17 protein-coding genes are annotated in these 18241 nt (G+C 61.4%); 7 read left to right on the top strand and 10 right to left on the bottom strand.

All coding sequences use genetic code 11. The features are described 5' to 3' along the window. Positions 1–2 precede the first annotated feature (2 nt). The 9 genes from phnE to arsC all read right to left on the bottom strand — a co-directional run bounded on the left by phnE (position 3) and on the right by arsC (position 9713). The gene (gene phnE, locus HH303_RS05140) at positions 3–821 is read right to left on the bottom strand and encodes a phosphonate ABC transporter, permease protein PhnE (RefSeq protein ID WP_169624093.1); all 819 of its coding nucleotides are present in this window, start codon (positions 819–821) and stop codon (positions 3–5) included. Next, positions 818–1708, bottom strand: a complete 891-nt coding sequence (locus HH303_RS05135; RefSeq protein WP_169624092.1) for a phosphonate ABC transporter ATP-binding protein — start codon at positions 1706–1708, stop codon at positions 818–820. Before HH303_RS05135 ends, phnE begins: the two co-directional genes overlap by 4 nt. Continuing rightward, positions 1686–2570, bottom strand: a complete 885-nt coding sequence (locus HH303_RS05130; RefSeq protein ID WP_169624091.1) for a PhnD/SsuA/transferrin family substrate-binding protein — start codon at positions 2568–2570, stop codon at positions 1686–1688. The genes HH303_RS05135 and HH303_RS05130 overlap by 23 nt, the downstream gene beginning before the upstream one ends. 161 nt (positions 2571–2731) lie before the next feature. Continuing rightward, positions 2732–3205 carry a PAS domain-containing protein gene (locus tag HH303_RS05125; protein ID WP_169624090.1) on the bottom strand — a complete coding sequence of 158 codons (474 nt, stop codon included), beginning with the start codon at positions 3203–3205 and terminating at the stop codon, positions 2732–2734. A 60-nt stretch (positions 3206–3265) separates the two neighbouring features. Then, positions 3266–4954: a methyl-accepting chemotaxis protein gene (locus HH303_RS05120; RefSeq protein WP_169624089.1), complete on the bottom strand. Its 1689-nt coding sequence runs from the start codon at positions 4952–4954 to the stop codon at positions 3266–3268. A gap of 114 nt (positions 4955–5068) precedes the next feature. Then, positions 5069–5275, bottom strand: coding sequence for a hypothetical protein (locus tag HH303_RS05115; RefSeq protein WP_169624088.1), 207 nt, complete (start codon positions 5273–5275; stop codon positions 5069–5071). A gap of 30 nt (positions 5276–5305) precedes the next feature. Further along, positions 5306–5779: a transcription elongation factor GreA gene (gene greA / locus HH303_RS05110; RefSeq protein WP_169624087.1), complete on the bottom strand. Its 474-nt coding sequence runs from the start codon at positions 5777–5779 to the stop codon at positions 5306–5308. 217 nt (positions 5780–5996) lie between these two features. Continuing rightward, on the bottom strand, positions 5997–9254 hold the full coding sequence (gene carB, locus HH303_RS05105; RefSeq protein ID WP_169624086.1) for a carbamoyl-phosphate synthase large subunit: 3258 nt from the start codon (positions 9252–9254) through the stop codon (positions 5997–5999). 111 nt (positions 9255–9365) lie between these two features. Continuing rightward, positions 9366–9713, bottom strand: coding sequence for an arsenate reductase (glutaredoxin) (gene arsC / locus HH303_RS05100; RefSeq protein WP_169624085.1), 348 nt, complete (start codon positions 9711–9713; stop codon positions 9366–9368). 71 nt (positions 9714–9784) lie between these two features. Between arsC and HH303_RS05095 the strand changes: the two genes are divergently transcribed. From HH303_RS05095 to HH303_RS05075, 5 genes are all read left to right on the top strand, one after another. Then, a complete protein-coding gene (locus HH303_RS05095; protein WP_169624084.1) occupies positions 9785–11053 on the top strand; it encodes a flavin monoamine oxidase family protein in 1269 nt (422 codons plus the stop codon). 104 nt (positions 11054–11157) lie between these two features. Then, positions 11158–12075 carry a DMT family transporter gene (locus HH303_RS05090; RefSeq protein WP_169624083.1) on the top strand — a complete coding sequence of 306 codons (918 nt, stop codon included), beginning with the start codon at positions 11158–11160 and terminating at the stop codon, positions 12073–12075. 179 nt (positions 12076–12254) lie between these two features. Next, complete coding sequence (locus HH303_RS05085) at positions 12255–13826, top strand: trimethylamine methyltransferase family protein (RefSeq protein WP_169624082.1); 1572 nt, start codon at positions 12255–12257, stop codon at positions 13824–13826. A 59-nt stretch (positions 13827–13885) separates the two neighbouring features. Further along, a complete protein-coding gene (locus tag HH303_RS05080; RefSeq protein WP_227421520.1) occupies positions 13886–14878 on the top strand; it encodes a GlxA family transcriptional regulator in 993 nt (330 codons plus the stop codon). Between the two features lie 15 nt (positions 14879–14893). After that, positions 14894–15697 (top strand): enoyl-CoA hydratase-related protein, encoded by an 804-nt coding sequence (locus HH303_RS05075; protein WP_169624081.1) that lies wholly within the window; start codon positions 14894–14896, stop codon positions 15695–15697. On the opposite strand, the gene HH303_RS05070 is transcribed toward HH303_RS05075, so the two are convergent. Then, positions 15659–16615 (bottom strand): DMT family transporter, encoded by a 957-nt coding sequence (locus HH303_RS05070; RefSeq protein WP_169624080.1) that lies wholly within the window; start codon positions 16613–16615, stop codon positions 15659–15661. The genes HH303_RS05075 and HH303_RS05070 overlap by 39 nt on opposite strands. Positions 16616–16684: 69 nt before the next feature. On the opposite strand from HH303_RS05070, the gene HH303_RS05065 reads away from it, so the two are divergent. After that, positions 16685–17185: a MarR family winged helix-turn-helix transcriptional regulator gene (locus HH303_RS05065; protein WP_169624079.1), complete on the top strand. Its 501-nt coding sequence runs from the start codon at positions 16685–16687 to the stop codon at positions 17183–17185. A 181-nt stretch (positions 17186–17366) separates the two neighbouring features. Further along, positions 17367–18164 carry a ferredoxin--NADP reductase gene (locus HH303_RS05060; RefSeq protein ID WP_169624078.1) on the top strand — a complete coding sequence of 266 codons (798 nt, stop codon included), beginning with the start codon at positions 17367–17369 and terminating at the stop codon, positions 18162–18164. Positions 18165–18241: the final 77 nt, after the last annotated feature.

Raw genomic sequence — 18241 nt, 5'->3', positions numbered from 1 at the left:
CGTTAGAGTGCGGGGCTGACGCTGTCCAGCAGGCGCGACCGTGCCCAGGCGCTGAACCGTTCGACGCCCAGGACCAGAACGAAAATCATCAAAACGATGGTCGCGGCCTGATCGTAGCGGAACATTTCCATGGACACAGCCAATTCCGCGCCGATCCCACCGGCCCCGACGAGGCCGAGGACGACGGAGGACCGCACTGCTTTTTCCAGAGAGAAGAGCGCCGCGTTGGTCAGGCCGGGCGTGGCCGCCGGAACGACGGCGCAGGCGACGATATCCAGGCGTCCGGCCCCCATCGCGGTCAGGGCTTCCGACGGGCCGGGATCCACCTCCTCCATGCTTTCGGCGAAAAAGCGGCCGCAGAATCCGATGGTATCGACGATCAGCGCCAGGGTCCCCGCGAAGGGGCCCAGGCCGACGGACGCGACGAAAAACAAGGCCCAGGCGAGGTCCGGCACCGTGCGCATGAAACTGACCACGGCGCGGGTGACGTTGTAGACGACAGGATGCGGGGACAGGTTCCGGGCCGCCAGGACGGCGATGGGGAAGCTCAACACAACCCCGACGACCGCGCCCACCAAGGCCATCTGAAAGGTCACCAGAACGGAATTCAGCATCGGCATGAAACGGTCGGTCGCGGGCGGCACCATTTCCGATGCGATCACGCCCATGGCAGGGATGCCGGAAATCAGTTCGGAAATCGAAATGCCGGCGCGGCTCAACGACCAGGCGAAGAAGGCGACGAAACCGACATAGAGGACGCTGGGCACCACGCCCGGCGCCGACCAGCGGGCGGGCGGATGGAAGGTCGGTTTGGCCGTCATGCCGTCGCCTCCGTTTCGTATAGCCAGGCAAGTTGCTGAGGTTCCAGACCGGCGGTCGGACGGTCGAGAACCAGACTTCCTTGCCGCAAACCGATCAGGCGATCCGAATAGGACAGCGCGTGTTCCAAATTATGGGACACGAAGACCAGGGTGATGCCCCGATCCACGCGAAGCTGCCTGAACAGGTCCATCACGTCTTCCCCTGCCTTGGGGTCCAGACTGGCCACGGGTTCGTCCGCGACGATCATGACCGGTTCCTGCATCAGGGCGCGGGCGATGGCGACACGCTGGGACTGACCGCCGGAAAGACGCCCCGCGCGGCGTTCCGCCAGATCGGCAAGACCGACCTGATCCAGGCAGTCCATCGCGCGGCGGCGTTCCTCCGCCCCGGCGAAAGCCTGACTCCAGGCGCGAATGCCATGTCCGCGCGCCAGCCCGCCATGAACGACGTTGGTCAGGACGGACAGGTTGGGACTTAGATTGTGTTTCTGGAACACGAAGCCGATCCGGGACCGCGCGCGGCGCAGGTCTTTGCCGTGAAAGCCGGTGATATTCAGCCCGCCCAGATGGATACTGCCCGCGCTCGGTTCGATCAGACGCAGGGCGCAACGCAGCGCCGTGCTTTTGCCCGACCCGTTGGCGCCGATGATGCCGACCGCTTCGCCGTCGTCGATGGCGAAGTCGATTCCCTTCAAGACCTCGGTTCGACCGTTATAGCTTTTCCGCAACCCGGTTACGGATAGGGCCGTCTGAGCGTTTGGACGCCGCGCCGGTCCGTCGAAAGCCTGGGGGGAAGACGCTTTGTGCGTCTCCCCCGCCAATGCCGTCGTATCGGTATCCTGCGGGCGCAGGACCCGAACCCGGTCAGTTGCCGATGAAGTCGGCATATTCCGGGTAACCCGCCGTCGCATACATGCTGCGAACGTAATTGTAGTTGCTGTCCTTGATATTCGTGATGAACCGCATCCCGGCGTATTTCTTGTTGTCGTCGCCGGTCAGGATAGCGGCGATCAGATCGTCGGAGCGTTCGACGAAGGCCTTTTTGAACGACGCGACGATAGCGGCGTCGACATGCTTGCCGGCCATGAGTACGTCGTTCGGCAGGTCCGGACCGCGACCGATGACGCGGAAGGCACCGGGGGGCAGGCCGCCCGCTTCCGCTTCCTTGTCGCGCAGGGCCAGGAATTTCAGGTGGTTGACGCCCATGGCGGCGACGTCGCCGCGCTTCAGAGCTTCCCAGGCGACCGGGACCTTAGTGTGGATGACTTCGACATCCTTCAACGGTTCCAGCCCGTAATCGGCGAGGACCTGTATCGGACCAAGATGCTTCGACGTCGATCCCGCGGAGCCCATGGCGACTTTCTGACCCTTCAGATCGGACGGCAGGGAATAGCCGTTATCCGCCAAGGTGATCAGCACCGCGAAATAGTCCGGACGGGAGAAGCCGACGACGATTTCGGCATCCGTACGCTTTTTCATGACAACATATTCGGCCGGGCCGGTCAGAACGAAGTCGACCTTGCCGAAGCGCAGGGCCTCGACCGCGGCGGTACGGTTCGTGACAGGCAGGAATTCGATTTCCTGTCCGGTGGCGTCTTCCAGAACCTCGACAAACTTGCCGAATTCCCGCTGCAATTCTTCCAGACCGACCAGATCGGTCACGGCCAATTTTACCGTATCGGCCTTCGCCGATGCACCGGCGGTCGCGGTCAGTACCGCGAAGGCCAGCATCGCAAACAGTTTCTTCATCGCTGTATCCCCCTTCAGGACGTGGCTTTGGTGGGGGGATTTCTACGCCAGTCCGATGAATGCCATATGGCCCGCCAGTGAATTGGCCATGATGTTCGGCTGGAGGGAGTCCGGGATTTGTCAGGGAACCGTCTTCAAACCGTAACAAGCGGTGGGGCGGATCAGCGTCGTTCTTCCGAAAAAACGAGAATCTGGCTTACCGTCTGACCGTCTTCGGAAAATGGCAGTAGGACGCTTTCCTCATTCACACGCAGTCCCCGGTCGTTCACGAATTCCAGCACGATAAAATGGGGCGCGCAGGTGGTGCGGACGGTTTCGAAATTTGCAATGGAAACGTCGGCGGCGGGACCGTAATAGGCTTCCGTCACCAGACGCCCCTTCGGATTCACGCCGCGGGCCTGGATTTCCCGTTCTCCGGCCAATCTGTAGCGATAAATGCCGGTGCCGTCGTTCGTTAGGCCTTCGATATCGACGAGAAGCACCGAGGGGAGGTGCTTGCGGATCGCCATCGGATCGAAATCGGCCCTTAACGGTAGATGCCGGGCGGCGCGTATACCGATCCAATAGTCAAAGACAGCGCGGACGCCGGGGGGCGAGGAAGGGGACGGGATACTGTTGGAAGGCGCGTCCGGCATAAACTGATCGTTCGGTAAGAAAAAAGGGCCGCCGGATGGTCCGGCGGCCCCTATCTTACCTTACGATTTCAAAGAAGCCAGGAACTCGCTGACCTTCTGGCGCAGGGTCTGGGCGTTACCGGACAGGTTGTTCGACGATTCCAGCAGGGATGCGGCGACCGCGCCCGCTTCTTCCGCCGAATGGCTGACCGTCTGTACACTGTGCGTCACCTGCTGCGTGCCTTGGGAGGCCTGTTGGACGTTGCGCACGATTTCCTGCGTTGCCGCCGACTGTTCCTCGATGGCGGCGCTGATCGCGGTCGCCGACTCCGACACACTGGTGATGATGTCACGGATTTCCGTCATCTCCCCCGCCGTGCCATCGACGGCCTTTCGGATGCCCTCGATATGCGCGTTGATGTCGTCTGTCGCGCGCTGCGTCTGCTGGGCCAGGGCCTTGACCTCGCTGGCGACGACGGCGAAGCCTTTCCCGGCCTCTCCGGCGCGGGCCGCTTCGATCGTGGCGTTCAACGCCAGCAGGTTGGTCTGTTCGGCGATTTCGGAAATCAGGTTCAACACATCGCCGATCTTCGCCGCCGCTTCGACCAGCCCCTGAACACGGGCGGCCGACCGTTCGGTAGCGGACACGGCATTCTGGCTGACCTCGCGGGCGGTTTCGGTCTGACGGCCGATTTCGCGGATCGACGCGATCAGTTCTTCGGTTGCCGCCGCCACGGTGGACACGTTTTCAGCGGAATCCGCCGTCGCGGTCGTGGCCAGGGCCGCCTGATCGCGGGTTGCGGAGGCTGTGTCGGACATTTTCGTCGATCCGTCACGCACCTGATCGGCGGTGCTGGAGACGCGGGCGACGACGTCTTCGATGGTCTGCTGAAACTGGTCGGCGATCCGGGCCAGGTCGGCCTTGCGCTGTTCCGCAGCGCGCTCCTTGGAGGCCTCTTGCTCCGCCCGCAGGCGCTCGGCTTCCTGGGCGCTGCCCCGCAGGACTTCCAAACCGCGTGTGATCGAGCCGATTTCGTCTTTTCGGGTTTGATCCGGTACGTCGATGTCGTATTCGCCCTCGCTCATCCGGTTCATGATCCCGGAAACGAGCTTCAGGGACCCGGCAACGTCGCGCGATACGAAAACGGCGATCAGGATGGCGATACCGACCAGGACGATCACGATGATACCGACGCGGGTTACTTCTTCCCAGAAAGCCGCGTCCAGATCATCGACATAGACACCGGTGCCGACCATGATGTCGAAGGCGGGTACTATACGTGACCACGTAATCTTCGTGACTGGTTCTGCGTCCTTTGTCTTCGGCCACAGATATTCCGACGGCCCGCCATCTGGGCTGGATTTCGCGGCCGCAATCATGTTCTGAACGATCGCATTGCCCTTGGAGTCTTTCAGTTCCCACAGGTTCTTTCCGACCATGTCCGGGCGGATATGGGCGACGGAGACTCCTTTTAGGTCGTTGGCAAAGACGTATTCCTTGCCTTCATAGACCATGTGGCTTGTCGTATCGATCCAAAGCGCGAGCGCTTCGTCCTTGGTCAGCGTTCCGGCCTGGACTTTTTGGTCCAGTCCATTGGCAATGTTGACGCTGGCCTCGGTCAGGGCCTTCAATTTGGCCAGACGTTCGGCGTACATCACGCTTTGCAGGCTGTTCAAGGTAATGACGGCGACGATGGCTACCGTCGCGGTAAGCGCGAAAATGATGGTCATCATCTTCGCGGAAATCGAGAGATTCTTGAAAAAGGACATGCTTTCCACCCTAGAAATTAGCTAGCGTGGTTCTACATTCCAATATGTGAATAAAAGCTTACCTGACTTGCAGGAATCGTTATTTTTACCGAACTTTTTTCAGTAATTAGAAGATTATTGCTTCTGATTGGGGTGCCGATAATCGCGCACGGCATCGTCCACGCCAGAAGAATGCGACAGCCGGATCAGATACAGAAGGCCGATATACAGGCCGAAGACCCCGACCAGCGCCAGAAAGATCGAAATATAGCCGTGGATCGAAATACCGAGGCCGGTCAGATCGTTCAGCCAGGCGGTGAACGGGGCAAAGAATTCAGACATTTCGGATCCTTCCGCTAAGGCGGGGTTGGACTATTCGAACTTGACCGCCACGACCTCGTAGTCGCGCGTCCCGCCGGGGCTGTTCACTTCGAAGACGTCGCCTTCCGCCTTGCCGATCATGGCACGGGCCATCGGGCTGGTGACGGAAATCTTCTTTTCCGCGATATCCGCTTCGAATTCGCCGACGATTTGGTAGACGGATTCCTCATCGGTTTCGCAGTCGGCAATGGTGACGGTGGCACCGAATTTCACGCTGTCGCCGTCCAGTTTCGCCGGGTCGATCACTTCGGCGCGGCTGCTCTGGTCTTCCAGTTCCGCAATGCGGCCTTCGACAAAGCTCTGGCGTTCGCGCGCGGCGTGATATTCCGCGTTTTCGGACAGGTCGCCATGTTCGCGCGCTTCCGCGATCGCCTGGATGATCGCCGGACGTTCGACCCCTTTAAGGTTTTTCAACTCCGCCACCATGGTTTCGTAACCGCGCAGCGTCATCGGAACCTTTTGCATATCGTTCCACCTATCACTTCCAAGGTCACTGCCCGGTCGGCCCTTCCGCCGTGCCCGTTCGGCAATGTGACACAGATTGTCCAGCGGTCGGAAAAACTGCGAAGCGCACCCTTCCGACCGGCACACCATTCAGGACGTCGTGAGATAGCCCCGCTTCGTACCGCCCCCGAAAGCCGTCCTTCGTCGAAGGACCGCCCCCGCGTCGGGCGTAACCCGGTTACGCCGAACGACTAAAGTACGATTGAAGGGGGGCGACTTCAAGGCCTCCCTGCTTCAATGCCCGGATGGCGAGCGCCGCGGCGCGAACCCCGGCGACCGTCGTGTAGTAGGGCACTTTCATCGACAGGGCGGCCTGACGCAGCGAGAAGCTGTCTTCCAGGGCCTTGCGACCTTCCGTCGTGTTGAAGACAAGCTGCACGTCGCCGTTGATGATCGCGTCGACGATATGCGGCTGGCCTTCCATCACCTTGTTGATCTGGGTGACGGGCACGCCGTTTTCTTCCAGGTACCGTGCGGTCCCGGCGGTGGCCAGGATTTCCAGCCCGCATTCGACCATCATGCGGCTCGGTTCCAGGACAGCGGTCTTGTCGCTGTCCTTGACCGACACGAAGACCTTGCCCTGGCTGGGCAGGTCCGCGCCGCAGGCGAATTGCGCCTTGGCGAAGGCATGGGCGAAATCCTTGTCCAGGCCCATGACCTCCCCGGTCGATTTCATTTCCGGGCCCAGGATGACGTCGACGCCCGGGAAACGGTTGAACGGGAAGACCGCTTCCTTGACCGCGATATGATCGCCCAGCGCGTGGGGTTCCAGGTCGAAATCGGCCAGTTTCTCGCCCGCCATGATGCGCGACGCGATCTTGGCGATCGGCACGCCGGTCGCCTTGGCGACGAAGGGCACCGTCCGGCTGGCGCGCGGGTTCACTTCCAGAATATAGACCGTGCCGTCTTTGACCGCGTATTGCACATTCATCAGGCCGACGACGCCCAGGGCCTTGGCCATGGCTTCCGTCTGGCGTTTCATGTCGTCGATGACGGATTGCGGCAGGGAATAGGGCGGCAGGGAACAAGCGCTGTCCCCGGAATGGATGCCCGCTTCCTCGATATGCTCCATCACGCCCGCGACATGGACGGTTTCCCCGTCGCACAGGGCGTCGACATCGACCTCGATCGCGTCTTTCAGATAATAATCGATCAGGACCGGGCTTTTTCCGGACACCTGCACCGCGGAATTGATGTAGCGGCGCAGTTCTTCCTCGCCATGCACGATTTCCATCGCGCGGCCGCCTAGGACATAGGATGGGCGGATGACGACCGGGAAGCCGATACGCTTGGCGATGGCGACGGCCTGTTCTTCGGACACGGCGATGCCGTTCGGCGGCTGCAGCAGATCCAGTTCCTGGATCAGTTTCTGGAAGCGCTCGCGGTCTTCCGCCAGGTCGATCGCGTCGGGCGACGTGCCCAGGATCGGGATGCCCGCCGCTTCCAACGCGCCCGCCAGCTTCAGCGGCGTCTGACCCCCGAACTGCACGATGACGCCCAGAACCTCGCCTTTCGCCTGTTCCTTGCGGACCAGTTCGATCACGTCCTCGCCGGTCAGCGGTTCGAAATACAGCCGGTCCGACGTGTCGTAGTCGGTGGACACCGTTTCCGGGTTGCAGTTGACCATGATCGTCTCATAGCCCGCTTCCGTCAGGGCATAGGCCGCGTGGACGCAGCAATAGTCGAATTCGATCCCTTGGCCGATCCGGTTCGGACCGCCGCCCAGGATGACGACCTTCTTGCGGTCGGTGACATCCGCCTCGCAGTCCGGTTCGGAGAAACCGTCCCCTTCGTAGCAGGAATACATGTAGGGCGTTTCGCTGGGGAATTCGGCGGCGCAGGTATCGATGCGCTTATAGACCGGGCGCACATCCAATTCGTGGCGCAGGGCCATGACGGCACCTTCCTCGGTCCCCGCCAGCTCCGCCAGCCGCATGTCGGAGAAGCCGAGCTTCTTGAGCCGCAGCATGTCCTGACGCGATTTCGGCAGACCGTTGTCGCGCACACCCTGCTCCGCCTTCACGATGGTTTCGATCTGGGCCAGGAACCAGGGGTCGATATTGTTGGCGCGGTGAATTTCGTCCAGCGTCATGCCGTGGCGGAAGGCCTGCGCGATTTTCAGCAGGCGGTCCGGCAGCGGTTTGGAAATGGCCGCGCGCCATGCGTCCTTGTCCGTGCCGATATCGATTTCGTTCAATCCCGTCAGGCCGGTTTCCATGGACCGCAGCGCCTTTTGCAGGCTTTCCGCGAAGGTCCGGCCGATGGACATGGCTTCCCCAACCGATTTCATGGAGGTCGTCAGCGTCGGATCGGCACCCGCAAATTTTTCGAAGGTGAAGCGCGGCATCTTGGTGACCACGTAATCGATGGTCGGTTCGAAGCTCGCCGGGGTGACCTTCGTGATGTCGTTGTCCAATTCGTCCAGCGTATAGCCGACGGCCAGCTTCGCCGCGACCTTGGCGATCGGGAAGCCGGTGGCTTTCGATGCGAGGGCGGAGGATCGCGACACACGCGGGTTCATTTCGATGACGACCAAGCGCCCGTCATCCGGGTTCACGGCGAACTGGACGTTGGACCCGCCGGTTTCGACCCCGATTTCGCGCAGGCACGCGATCGAGGCGTTGCGCATGATCTGGTATTCCTTGTCCGTCAGCGTCAGCGCCGGGGCGACGGTGATGGAATCGCCGGTATGCACGCCCATCGGATCGAAGTTTTCGATGGAGCAGATGATGATGCAGTTGTCGTCGCGGTCGCGCACGACTTCCATCTCGTATTCTTTCCAGCCCAGGACCGATTCCTCGACCAGGACCGTGTGCACCGGCGACGCGGCCAAGCCGCCCTTCACCAGCTTCTGAAATTCTTCCTTGTTATAGGCGATGCCGCCGCCGGTGCCGCCCATGGTGAAGGACGGGCGGATGATCGTCGGCAGCTTGACATAGTCCAGCGCCACCATCGCTTCTTCCAGCGTCGAGACTTGCTTGGACCGCGGGCTTTCCAGACCGATCTTGTCCATCGCCTCGCGGAACCGCTGGCGGTCTTCCGCCTTGTCGATCACATCGGCCTTCGCGCCGATCATTTCCACGCCCAGCAGCTCCAGAACCCCGCGTTCTTCCAGCGCCAGCGCCGTGTTCAGCGCCGTCTGCCCGCCCATGGTTGGCAGCAGGACCAGCTTTTCGTCCGGGTGTTCCTGACGCTCGCGTTTCAGGATCTTGGCGACAATGTCCGGGGTGATCGGTTCGATATAGGTCGCGTCCGCCGTGTTCGGATCGGTCATGATCGTCGCCGGGTTCGAATTGACCAGAACGACGCGATATCCTTCCTGCTTCAGCGCCTTGCAGGCTTGCGTGCCTGAATAGTCGAATTCGCAGGCTTGGCCGATGACGATGGGGCCGGCCCCAATGATCATGACGGCGTCGATATCGGTACGTTTGGGCATGGGCGAACGCGCCTCCGAAGTGCGAAGCGTTGATATTTGGCCAGACTGTGGGCTAGGCGCGTTGTGTATACCAACAACCCCGGCATGGAAAGCCGGGAATGGAGCAAAAAGCTAAAGAATCTCCAGCACGCTTTCCGGTGGGCGGCCCAGGCGGGCCTTGCCGTCTTTCAGGACGATCGGGCGTTCGATCAGGACCGGGTTTTCGGCCATGGCGCGGATCAGGGCGGCTTCGTCCGAAACCTCCTTCAAGCCCAGGTCCTTATAGACCGCTTCCTTGGTGCGCATCAGGTCCCGCGCACTGGACAGGCCCAGCTTCGCGACGAGGTCCTTGATCGTCGCCGCATCCGGGGCGTCCTGAAGGTAGAGTACGACTTCCGGCGTAATTCCCTTATCCTCCAACAGCTTCAAGGTCTCGCGGGATTTGGAGCAACGGGGATTGTGATAGATCGTGACGGACATGGTCGAACTCTCTAAAGGTCTTGGGGCGATTTACGGGTGCGCAGTCTTGCGGGATTTGGGGAGGGGATCAAGTGTCCGACATTTTCGACGTGATCATCATCGGGGCCGGGGCCGCGGGGATCGGCGCGGGGCTTGCCGCGCGGGCCGCCGGTTTGAACGCGGTCATTCTGGAAGCGAACGGGCGTATCGGCGGGCGGGCGCATGCGGTCGATGTCGGCGGGGTGCCTTACGATCTGGGCTGCCACTATCTGCATAACGCCTCGCGCAATCCCTTTGCCGCGGTGGCGCTGCGCGAAGGATGGCGGGTGCGGATGGATTTGCACGCGACGTCGGTTCCGGAAATGGCGTATCGAGGATCGAGTCGTCTGTCGGACGACGAACGCGCGGCCTGCGCCCGATTCTACGAGGCCTGCGACGAAGCCTATATCACGGCCGACGGCGATGTGGCGGGGGCGTCGGTCATCGACACGGCGTCGCCCTATTACACGCATTATGTCGGCTGGTGCGAGGCCATTCACGGCGTGCCGCCGGAACGCCTGTCGACCGGCGACTACCAGCGATTCGCGGATGTGCCGGAAGACTGGCCCGTGCGGGACGGGTATGGGGCGCTGATCGCGTCCTTCGCGAAGGACCTGCCCATCCGGTTGAATTGCCCGGTCACTGCGGTGGATCGCACCGGTGCGCTGGTCTCCGTCGAAACGCCGAAGGGGACCTTGCGCGGCCTGTCGGTCGTGGTGACGGTCTCCGCCGGGGTGCTGGCATCCGGCGCGATCCGGTTCACGCCGGAATTGCCCGCGGTCGTGCAGACCGGTTTGGAAGGCGTGCCCATGGGTTATGCCGAACGGGTCTGCCTGACGATGGACGGCCCGGTCTTCGACACCCCGACACAAAGCGTGCATGTCGTGCCGACCCAGGGGCCGGCGGCGGGCGGGATGTTGAGCCTGTGTTTCACGGAATTCGGCGATCCCACGGTCGGGGCCTATATCGCGGGCGATCTGGCCCACGATCTGACCCAGGAGGGGGGCAAGGTCGCCCTGATCGATGCGACGGAGGCCGCCCTGGCGGAAGTTTTGGGGAAAGACGTCCTGAAGCGGATTGTCGCGCGGGACGCAAGCTGCTGGTCGACGGACCCGCTGACCTTGGGCGGCTATTCGGCGGCCCTACCGGGGCGGACGGTGGCGCGGGACGCGCTGGCTATGCGCTTCGACGAGCGTGTGATCCTGGCCGGGGAAGCCTGCGCCCTGGATTACTATGCGACCGCGCATGGCGCCTATTTTACCGGCGGCTCTGCGATTGCGACCCTGCTGAAGGAAGGCCTCGGTCGCGGCGGTTCCGCGTGACGGGATTCCGCACCACCGGTCGCAACAGTTAATACCAGTTGTCGGATTGAGTTGCCGGGCGGACGGTCTATCCTTTCGCTGACGCACCCACGTTTCGGAATCCGATGGCTTCGACCGATGCCTTCGCCCCCCGCAACAATCTGATCGGGATGGGATGGATGATGGTCGCGACGACCTGTTTCGTCGCGATGCATTCCGGTATCCGGCATGTCGGGGAATCCGTCCATCCCTTCGAAATTGCCTTCTTCCGCAATGTCTTCGGCTTCCTGGCGCTGACGCCGATGTTCCTGCGCCACGGGTTCGAACCGATGCGCGCGAAACGGCCGGGACTGCTGGGGCTGCGGGCCGTTCTGAATATCGGCGCGATGATGTGCTATTTCACGGCACTGACCATGGCACCCCTCGCCGATGTGTCGGGTCTCGGCTTCCTGGCGCCGATTTTCGCAACCTTGCTGGCCGCCGTCCTGTTGAAGGAACGATTCGGTTGGCGGCGCGCGGTGGCGATGGGCTTCGGTTTCGTGGGCGCGCTGATCATCCTGAAGCCCGGTTTTGCCGAAATCGACACCGGCCATTTGCTGGTCGTAATCTCGTCCTTGTTCTGGGCGTCGGCGATCCTGGTCATCAAACGAATCTCGCGGGACGATTCCTCCCTGACCATCGCGCTGTATATGGGGTTGATGATGGCCCCGTTGTCGCTGCCCTTCGCTCTGCTGCATTGGACATGGCCCAGCCTGACGGAACTGTCCTGGATGGCCGGGATCGGCGCGGCGGGTGCAATGGCGCAATGGAGTTTCGCCGAATCCCTGAAAACCGGGGAAACCGCCGTCGTCATGCCGGTCGATTTCATGCGCCTGATCTGGGCGGCGATTGTCGGCTATATCGCCTTCGGTCAGGAACCAGGCGTCAGCACCCTGATCGGCGGCGCAGTCATTTTCGGCGGGTCGACCTATATCGCGATCCGCGAGTCGAAATTGCGACGGGCCCCGCCGCCACCGCCGTCCCCGCCCAATGCGTCCGTCTAACGCATCTATTTGATCCGCGAGCTGCCTAACCGATGCGGTAAAGGTCGCCAGTGGCAAAAATTGGCAATTTGTGTCGGTGATTGGACACTCCCATTCCTGGTTCAGCGGATGCTTGATCCCGGTGCCGCAGCAGCGGCAGCCGTCGGAAAACGACGCCACATTTGGGATGGAAGATATTCATGACACGGGAAGCGGCCAGTCGAGACGCAAGCGGTGCCCGCCTATCGAGCCGACGGGCGATGCGGGAACGGCGCGGGGCCGGATCGGGGATCAAGCAACTGCCGTGGGCGACGGTGATTCGCAATCCCTTCCCGCCGATGCAGCCGCTGTCCGCCGATCAGGTGGAGGCGATCCACGAGGCCAGCCTGGACTTGCTGGAACGCATCGGGATCGAGGCGATGGGCGACCGGGCGCTGGACCTGTATGCGCAGGCGGGCGCGGATGTCGATCGGGCAAGCGGTCTGGTAAAAATGGACCGCGCGCTGGTCATGGATCTGGTCGGCAAGGCGCCGTCCGAATTCACCCTGACGCCCCGCAATGCGGATCGGTCCATTCTGGTCGGCGGTAACAGTTTGAATTTCGGCTTGGTCTCCGGCCCGCCCAACGTACATGACGCGATCAACGGTCGTCGCGCCGGAAACTACGCCGATTACGAAAAGCTGGTGAAGTTCGCGCAGTTCTTCAACGTCATCCGGTTCCTGGGCAATCAGGCGGTCGCGCCGACGGACCTGCCCGCCAATTCGCGCCACATGGATACGACGCGGGCCAACGTCGTCTTCACCGACAAGGCGTTCAACCATCAGGTCATTGGGGCGGGGCGGGCGAAGGATTCCTGCGAAATCGTGGCGCGGGCCTGCGGCATGACATTGGAGGAAATGGCGGATCGCCCGGCCTGTATCGGCAATATCAACGTCAACAGCCCGCGCAAACTGGACGAGCATATGGCGACCGGCGCGATCCAGATGGCGGAACTGGGACAGGCGACCATCGTCACGCCGTTTACCCTGATGGGGGCGATGACACCGGTAACCTTGGCGGCGGGGCTGGTGCAGCAGAATGCGGAAGCCCTGTTCGGTATCTGCCTGACGCAGATCGTGCGGCCCGGCGCGCCCGTCGTCTATGGCGGGTTCACATCCAATGTCGATATGAAGTCGGGCGCACCGGCCTTCGGAACGCCGGAAAACGCAAAGGCCAACCTTGCGGGCGGTCAGTTGGCGCGGTTCTACAATCTTCCGTACCGGACCAGCGGCTGCAACGCGTCGAATGCCGTCGATGCGCAGGCGACCTATGAGACGATGATGTCCCTGTTCAGCGCCATTATGGGGTATGGGAACTTCATCTATCATGCCGCCGGGTGGTTGGAAGGCGGTCTTGTCGCCAGTTTTGAAAAGGTCATGCTGGATGTCGAAGTCCTGCAGCATTTGGTCGGCTTCCTGACGCCGATCGCAACGACACCGGAGGAGATCGGTCTGGACGCCATCGCGGAAGTCTCGCCCGGCGGGCATTTCTTCGGCATCGGTCATACGATGGAACGCTACGAAACGGCCTTCTATCCGCCGATCCTCAGCGATTGGACGAACAGCGAAAACTGGCGGCTGGCCGGGGCGAAAGACGCGACGCAACGCGCCACCGATCTGTGGCAGCGTGTCCTGGAGGAATACGAACAACCGGCGCTGGACCCGACGCGGCTGGAGGCCATCGATGCCTTCATCGCCAAACGCAAGGAAGACATCGGCACGGGTGAACCGTAAGGGCGACATCTGTCAGCGCGGGCGCTTACAACCCGCTTTCTCTTTTCAGGAGTCTGGATATGGTATCGCGCATGGTTATGCGCGGACTGGGCGAGCCGGAACGGTTCGGATTCGTATTGCTGCCGAGTTTTTCCTTGATGGCATTTTCATCGGCCATCGAGCCCCTGCGCGCGGCCAACACGATCGCGGGACGGGAGCTTTACACCTGGACGCTGATTTCGTCCGACGGGGCGGCGGTGAACGCCTCCAACGGGATCGATATCATGCCGACCCTGTCCGTCAGCGACGATTATCCCTTCGACTATGTTTTCATAATCGGCGGGACGGGTTCGGAAAAGGTCAACGACGCACGGATCATCAACTATCTCCGCAAGTCGAACCGCCTGGGAACGGTTCTGGTTGCCGTTTCGACCGCACCGTATCTTCTGGCGCGTGCGGGGCTGCTGAACAATCGGCGCTGTACCATCCATTGGGAATATCTGGACGGGTTCCGAGAAGATTACCCGCAACTGGATATCACCGACGAACTTTTCGAAATCGACCGTGCCGTCGCGACCTGCTCCGGCGGGACGGCGGCCATTGACCTGATGCTGCATCTGATCCGCCAAGCGCATGGCCACGAACTGGCGACCCACGTGTCCGAATGGTTCCTGCATCAGCAAATTCGCGAACAGTCGGAACATCAGCGCATGGGCCTGCGCTTCCGGATCGGTGTCAGCCATCCGAAACTTCTGTCGGCGATCCAGTATATGGAAGAAAATCTGGAAGCGCCGATCGATCGGGCGGAGGTCGCGGACGAAATCGGTCTGTCCACACGGCAATTGGAACGATTGTTCCGAAAATATTTGAGTACGACACCGCGCCGCTACTATTTCGGGCTGCGCATGCAGCGGGCGCGCATCCTGCTGCGCCAAACCAGCCTGTCGGTCCTGGATGTCGCATTGGCCTGCGGTTTCGTGTCGGCAAGCCATTTCGCCAAGTGCTATCGCGAGTTTTTCGGCCATTCGCCGCGCCGCGACCGCATCCATGCGCCGTTCACCGACACTAACTAGAACGGAAATTCCAGAATGAGCGAACCTCGCGTCCTCTATCACCGTGACGGTGCCGTCGTTACCCTGACCCTGAACCGGCCGGATGAACTGAACGCCTTTTCCGAAGCGCCGATGATCGATGCCTTCCTGGCGGCGCTGGACCGGGTCGAGGCGGAAGGCGATGTGGCCTGTGTCGTGTTGACCGGGGCGGGGCGCGCCTTTTCCGCCGGTGGCAATGTGAAACATATGCGCGACAAGACCGACATGTTCGCGGGAACGGCGGCGGATATCGAAAAGGCCTATGCCGACGGTATCCATCAGGTGCCGAAGCGTCTGTGGCATTTCGAAACGCCCGTCGTCGCCGCGGTCAACGGTCCCGCCTATGGCGCGGCGCTGGATTTGGTCTGCATGTGCGATATCCGGATCGCCAGCACGGCGGCCAAGTTCGGCGCGCCTTTCGTGAAGATCGGCATTTCGCCGGGCGACGGGGCGGCGTGGTTTTTAAACCGGGTCGTCGGTCCATCCGTGGCGGCGGAACTGATCCTGACGGGGGAGGCGGTGGATGCCGAAACCGCGAAGGCGATGGGGCTCGTCTCCCGCGTCGTCGAACCCGATGACTTGATGACCGAAGCGGTCGGTATGGCGGAACGGATCGCGGCGAACGCCCCGCTGGCGTTGAAATTGTCCAAGCGCCTGTTGAAGGCCGCGCCCCGCCAGGAATTGGAAGACCATTTGGCGATGTGCGCGGCCTACCAGGGCATGTTGCATGGTACGGAGGATCACGCGGAGGCGGTCGCCGCGTTACTCGACAAGCGCAAGCCTGTCTTCACGGGCCGGTAAGGGCGCTTGCTGCGCGCGGTTCATCAGGATTAACCCGATGGCGATGAACACGGCGGCGGCGATTTGCAGGAAGCCGGGAACCTCCCCGAAAAAGATCAGGGCCAGCAGGACGCCGGTAACGGCGCTGACCGATCCGATTTGGCTGAGATAAACCGGCCCGGCGAGCTTTTGTAAGCGGAAATACAGATCGTAGAGCACAGCGAAGGCAATCGATTGTGCCGCGGTCAGGGCCAGGGTTTCGCCCGACCAGATTTCCCCTGACCAGACCTGCGCCCCGGTTTCGATGCCGGGCAGGGTCAGAACGATGGCCAAGACGACGGTACCGGCCAGGAGCATGCCGATGGACAATTCTTCCGCCTTGCCGTTCTTGGGCCAATAGAGCGTGCGATAGATATTGCCGAAAGCGATCAGCACCGGCGCGGACAGGGCCATCAGAACCCAATGCATGTCGACGCTATCCAATTGGACCTTCGACGCGGCAAGCAGCAATCCACCGGTCAAGCCGCTGACGACGGCGGCGAATTTCATGACCTGGAACCGCTCCATTCGAAAGACGAGGGCGATTGCGTATGTGACCATCAGCGGAAAGGCGAAGCACATGGCGACGAAACCGGCCCCGAGATGCGGCACGGCGGCGAAGGCCAGCGCGTTGGGGATGGCGAAGAACAGTCCCGACCCGACGGCATAAAGCAGGATTGTCCGTGATACGGTCAGCCGCTGGCCGCGCAGGGCCAGACGCGCCCATTGAATCACCCCGCCGCCCAGCATGGACCATAGCAGCAGGATCAATGGCGACATCCCGGCCCCGGCGGCGGCCTTCGCCACGATGGCGGATGTGCCGAGGAGCCCCCCGGTCCCGAGGAGGAGGAGAACCGCCTGTCGGCGATCCGAACGGTTTTGCGATGGCGCGACAGACATTATGCTTCTCCTGAAGTCATGCGTGATGGCATGATAGATTTAATATTAAGTATCTTAATGGCAAGGCAAATGACGAAAATAGATCGCGCAAAATCGGCCGCCGACCAGTGGAACCGCGAAAAACCGGAGCTGAACACGGGGCCGATGGTTGCGCTGGGCCGCTTGGGTGAGGCGACTCAGAGAATACGTCGGGACTATCTGGAACCGAATTTCGCGGTGCACGGTTTGACGTCCGGGGATTTCGACGTGCTGGCGACGTTGCGCCGGTCGGGTCCTCCCTATGCCCTGACCCCGACTGATTTGTATCGGAACGCGATGATCTCCTCCGGTGGTATGACGGCGCGGGCGGACCGATTGGAAAAAGCGGGACTGGTCGAACGAAAGCCGCACCCGACGGACCGGCGCGCCTTGACGATTGGGCTGACGAAAAAGGGATTGGCGCTAATAGATCGCGTCTTACCGGATCACATTGCAGCCCAGGAAAAGGCGACGGCGGGACTGAGCGGGGCGGAACTGGAAACCTTGTCCGCGCTGTTGGGCAAGCTGATCGGTGGGTTGGATGGCGATTAAAGACACAATAAAAATGTTATTATAATTATTTAACATTTGACTGTGGAGAATTTATGTCGCACCTCTTGCCGCTGGAGGCCATGGAACCATCTATGGTATGCAGCAGCCCGAATATTCCGGGTAATCTATTAGGACCGTCGTTGAGGAAACCCTCCGACCGTTCGGCGTGATGGAGCAAGGAATGGACCTTAACCCGCAAACGATCCCGAGTTCGGTTCAACTCGTTACCGTTGTCGATGTTCACCATTGGACGGAACGTCTATTTTCCTTCCGCGTGACGCGTCCCGACAGCTTCCGGTTCCGGTCCGGGGAATTTGTCATGATCGGCCTGATGAAGGACGACGGGAAACCGCTGCTGCGCGCCTATTCCATCGCCAGCCCGGCATGGGACCACGAATTGGATTTCTTCTCCATCAAGGTCGAAGACGGGCCGTTGACCAGCCGGTTGCAGAAAATCGTCGTCGGCGACCAAATCCTTTTGGGCAAGAAACCGACCGGGACCCTCGTGTTGGATGCGTTACTGCCGGGCAAGAACCTCTACCTCTTCTCCACCGGGACCGGGATCGCGCCGTTCGCCAGCGTGATCCGCGACCCGGAAACCTATGACCGGTTCGAAAAGGTGATCCTGACCCATACCTGCCGTCAGGTCGACGAATTGGCCTATGGCGAGAAACTGGTGAAGGACACGCTGGAAGACCCGCTGGTCGGCGAAATGGTGCAGGGCCGCTTGTTCCATTACACCAGCACGACACGCGAAGATCATATTCATACCGGCCGCATCACGACGCTGATCGAAAACGGCCAACTGTTCCGCGATCTCGGGGAAGAACCCCTGAATGCAGAGCGCGATCGGGTGATGATCTGCGGGTCGATGGACATGCTGAACGATACGAAGGCGCTGTGCGAAGCGGCGGGCCTGGAAGAAGGCGCGAACAGCAAGCCGGGCCACTTCGTCATCGAAAAAGCGTTCGCGGGCTGATCCCGACTGAAATGTCGCTTCTGCGACACTAAGGCCCCGCGCGGCGCAATTTCGCAAATTTGACTTGAACGATGTCG

It is taken from the genome of Pacificispira spongiicola, from assembly GCF_012926505.1.
In the GTDB taxonomy this organism is placed as follows: Bacteria; Pseudomonadota; Alphaproteobacteria; order UBA8366; family Aestuariispiraceae; genus Pacificispira; species Pacificispira spongiicola.
The sequence above is the reverse complement of the archived record's forward strand: the minus strand, read 5'-3'. Positions and strand labels throughout refer to the sequence as shown.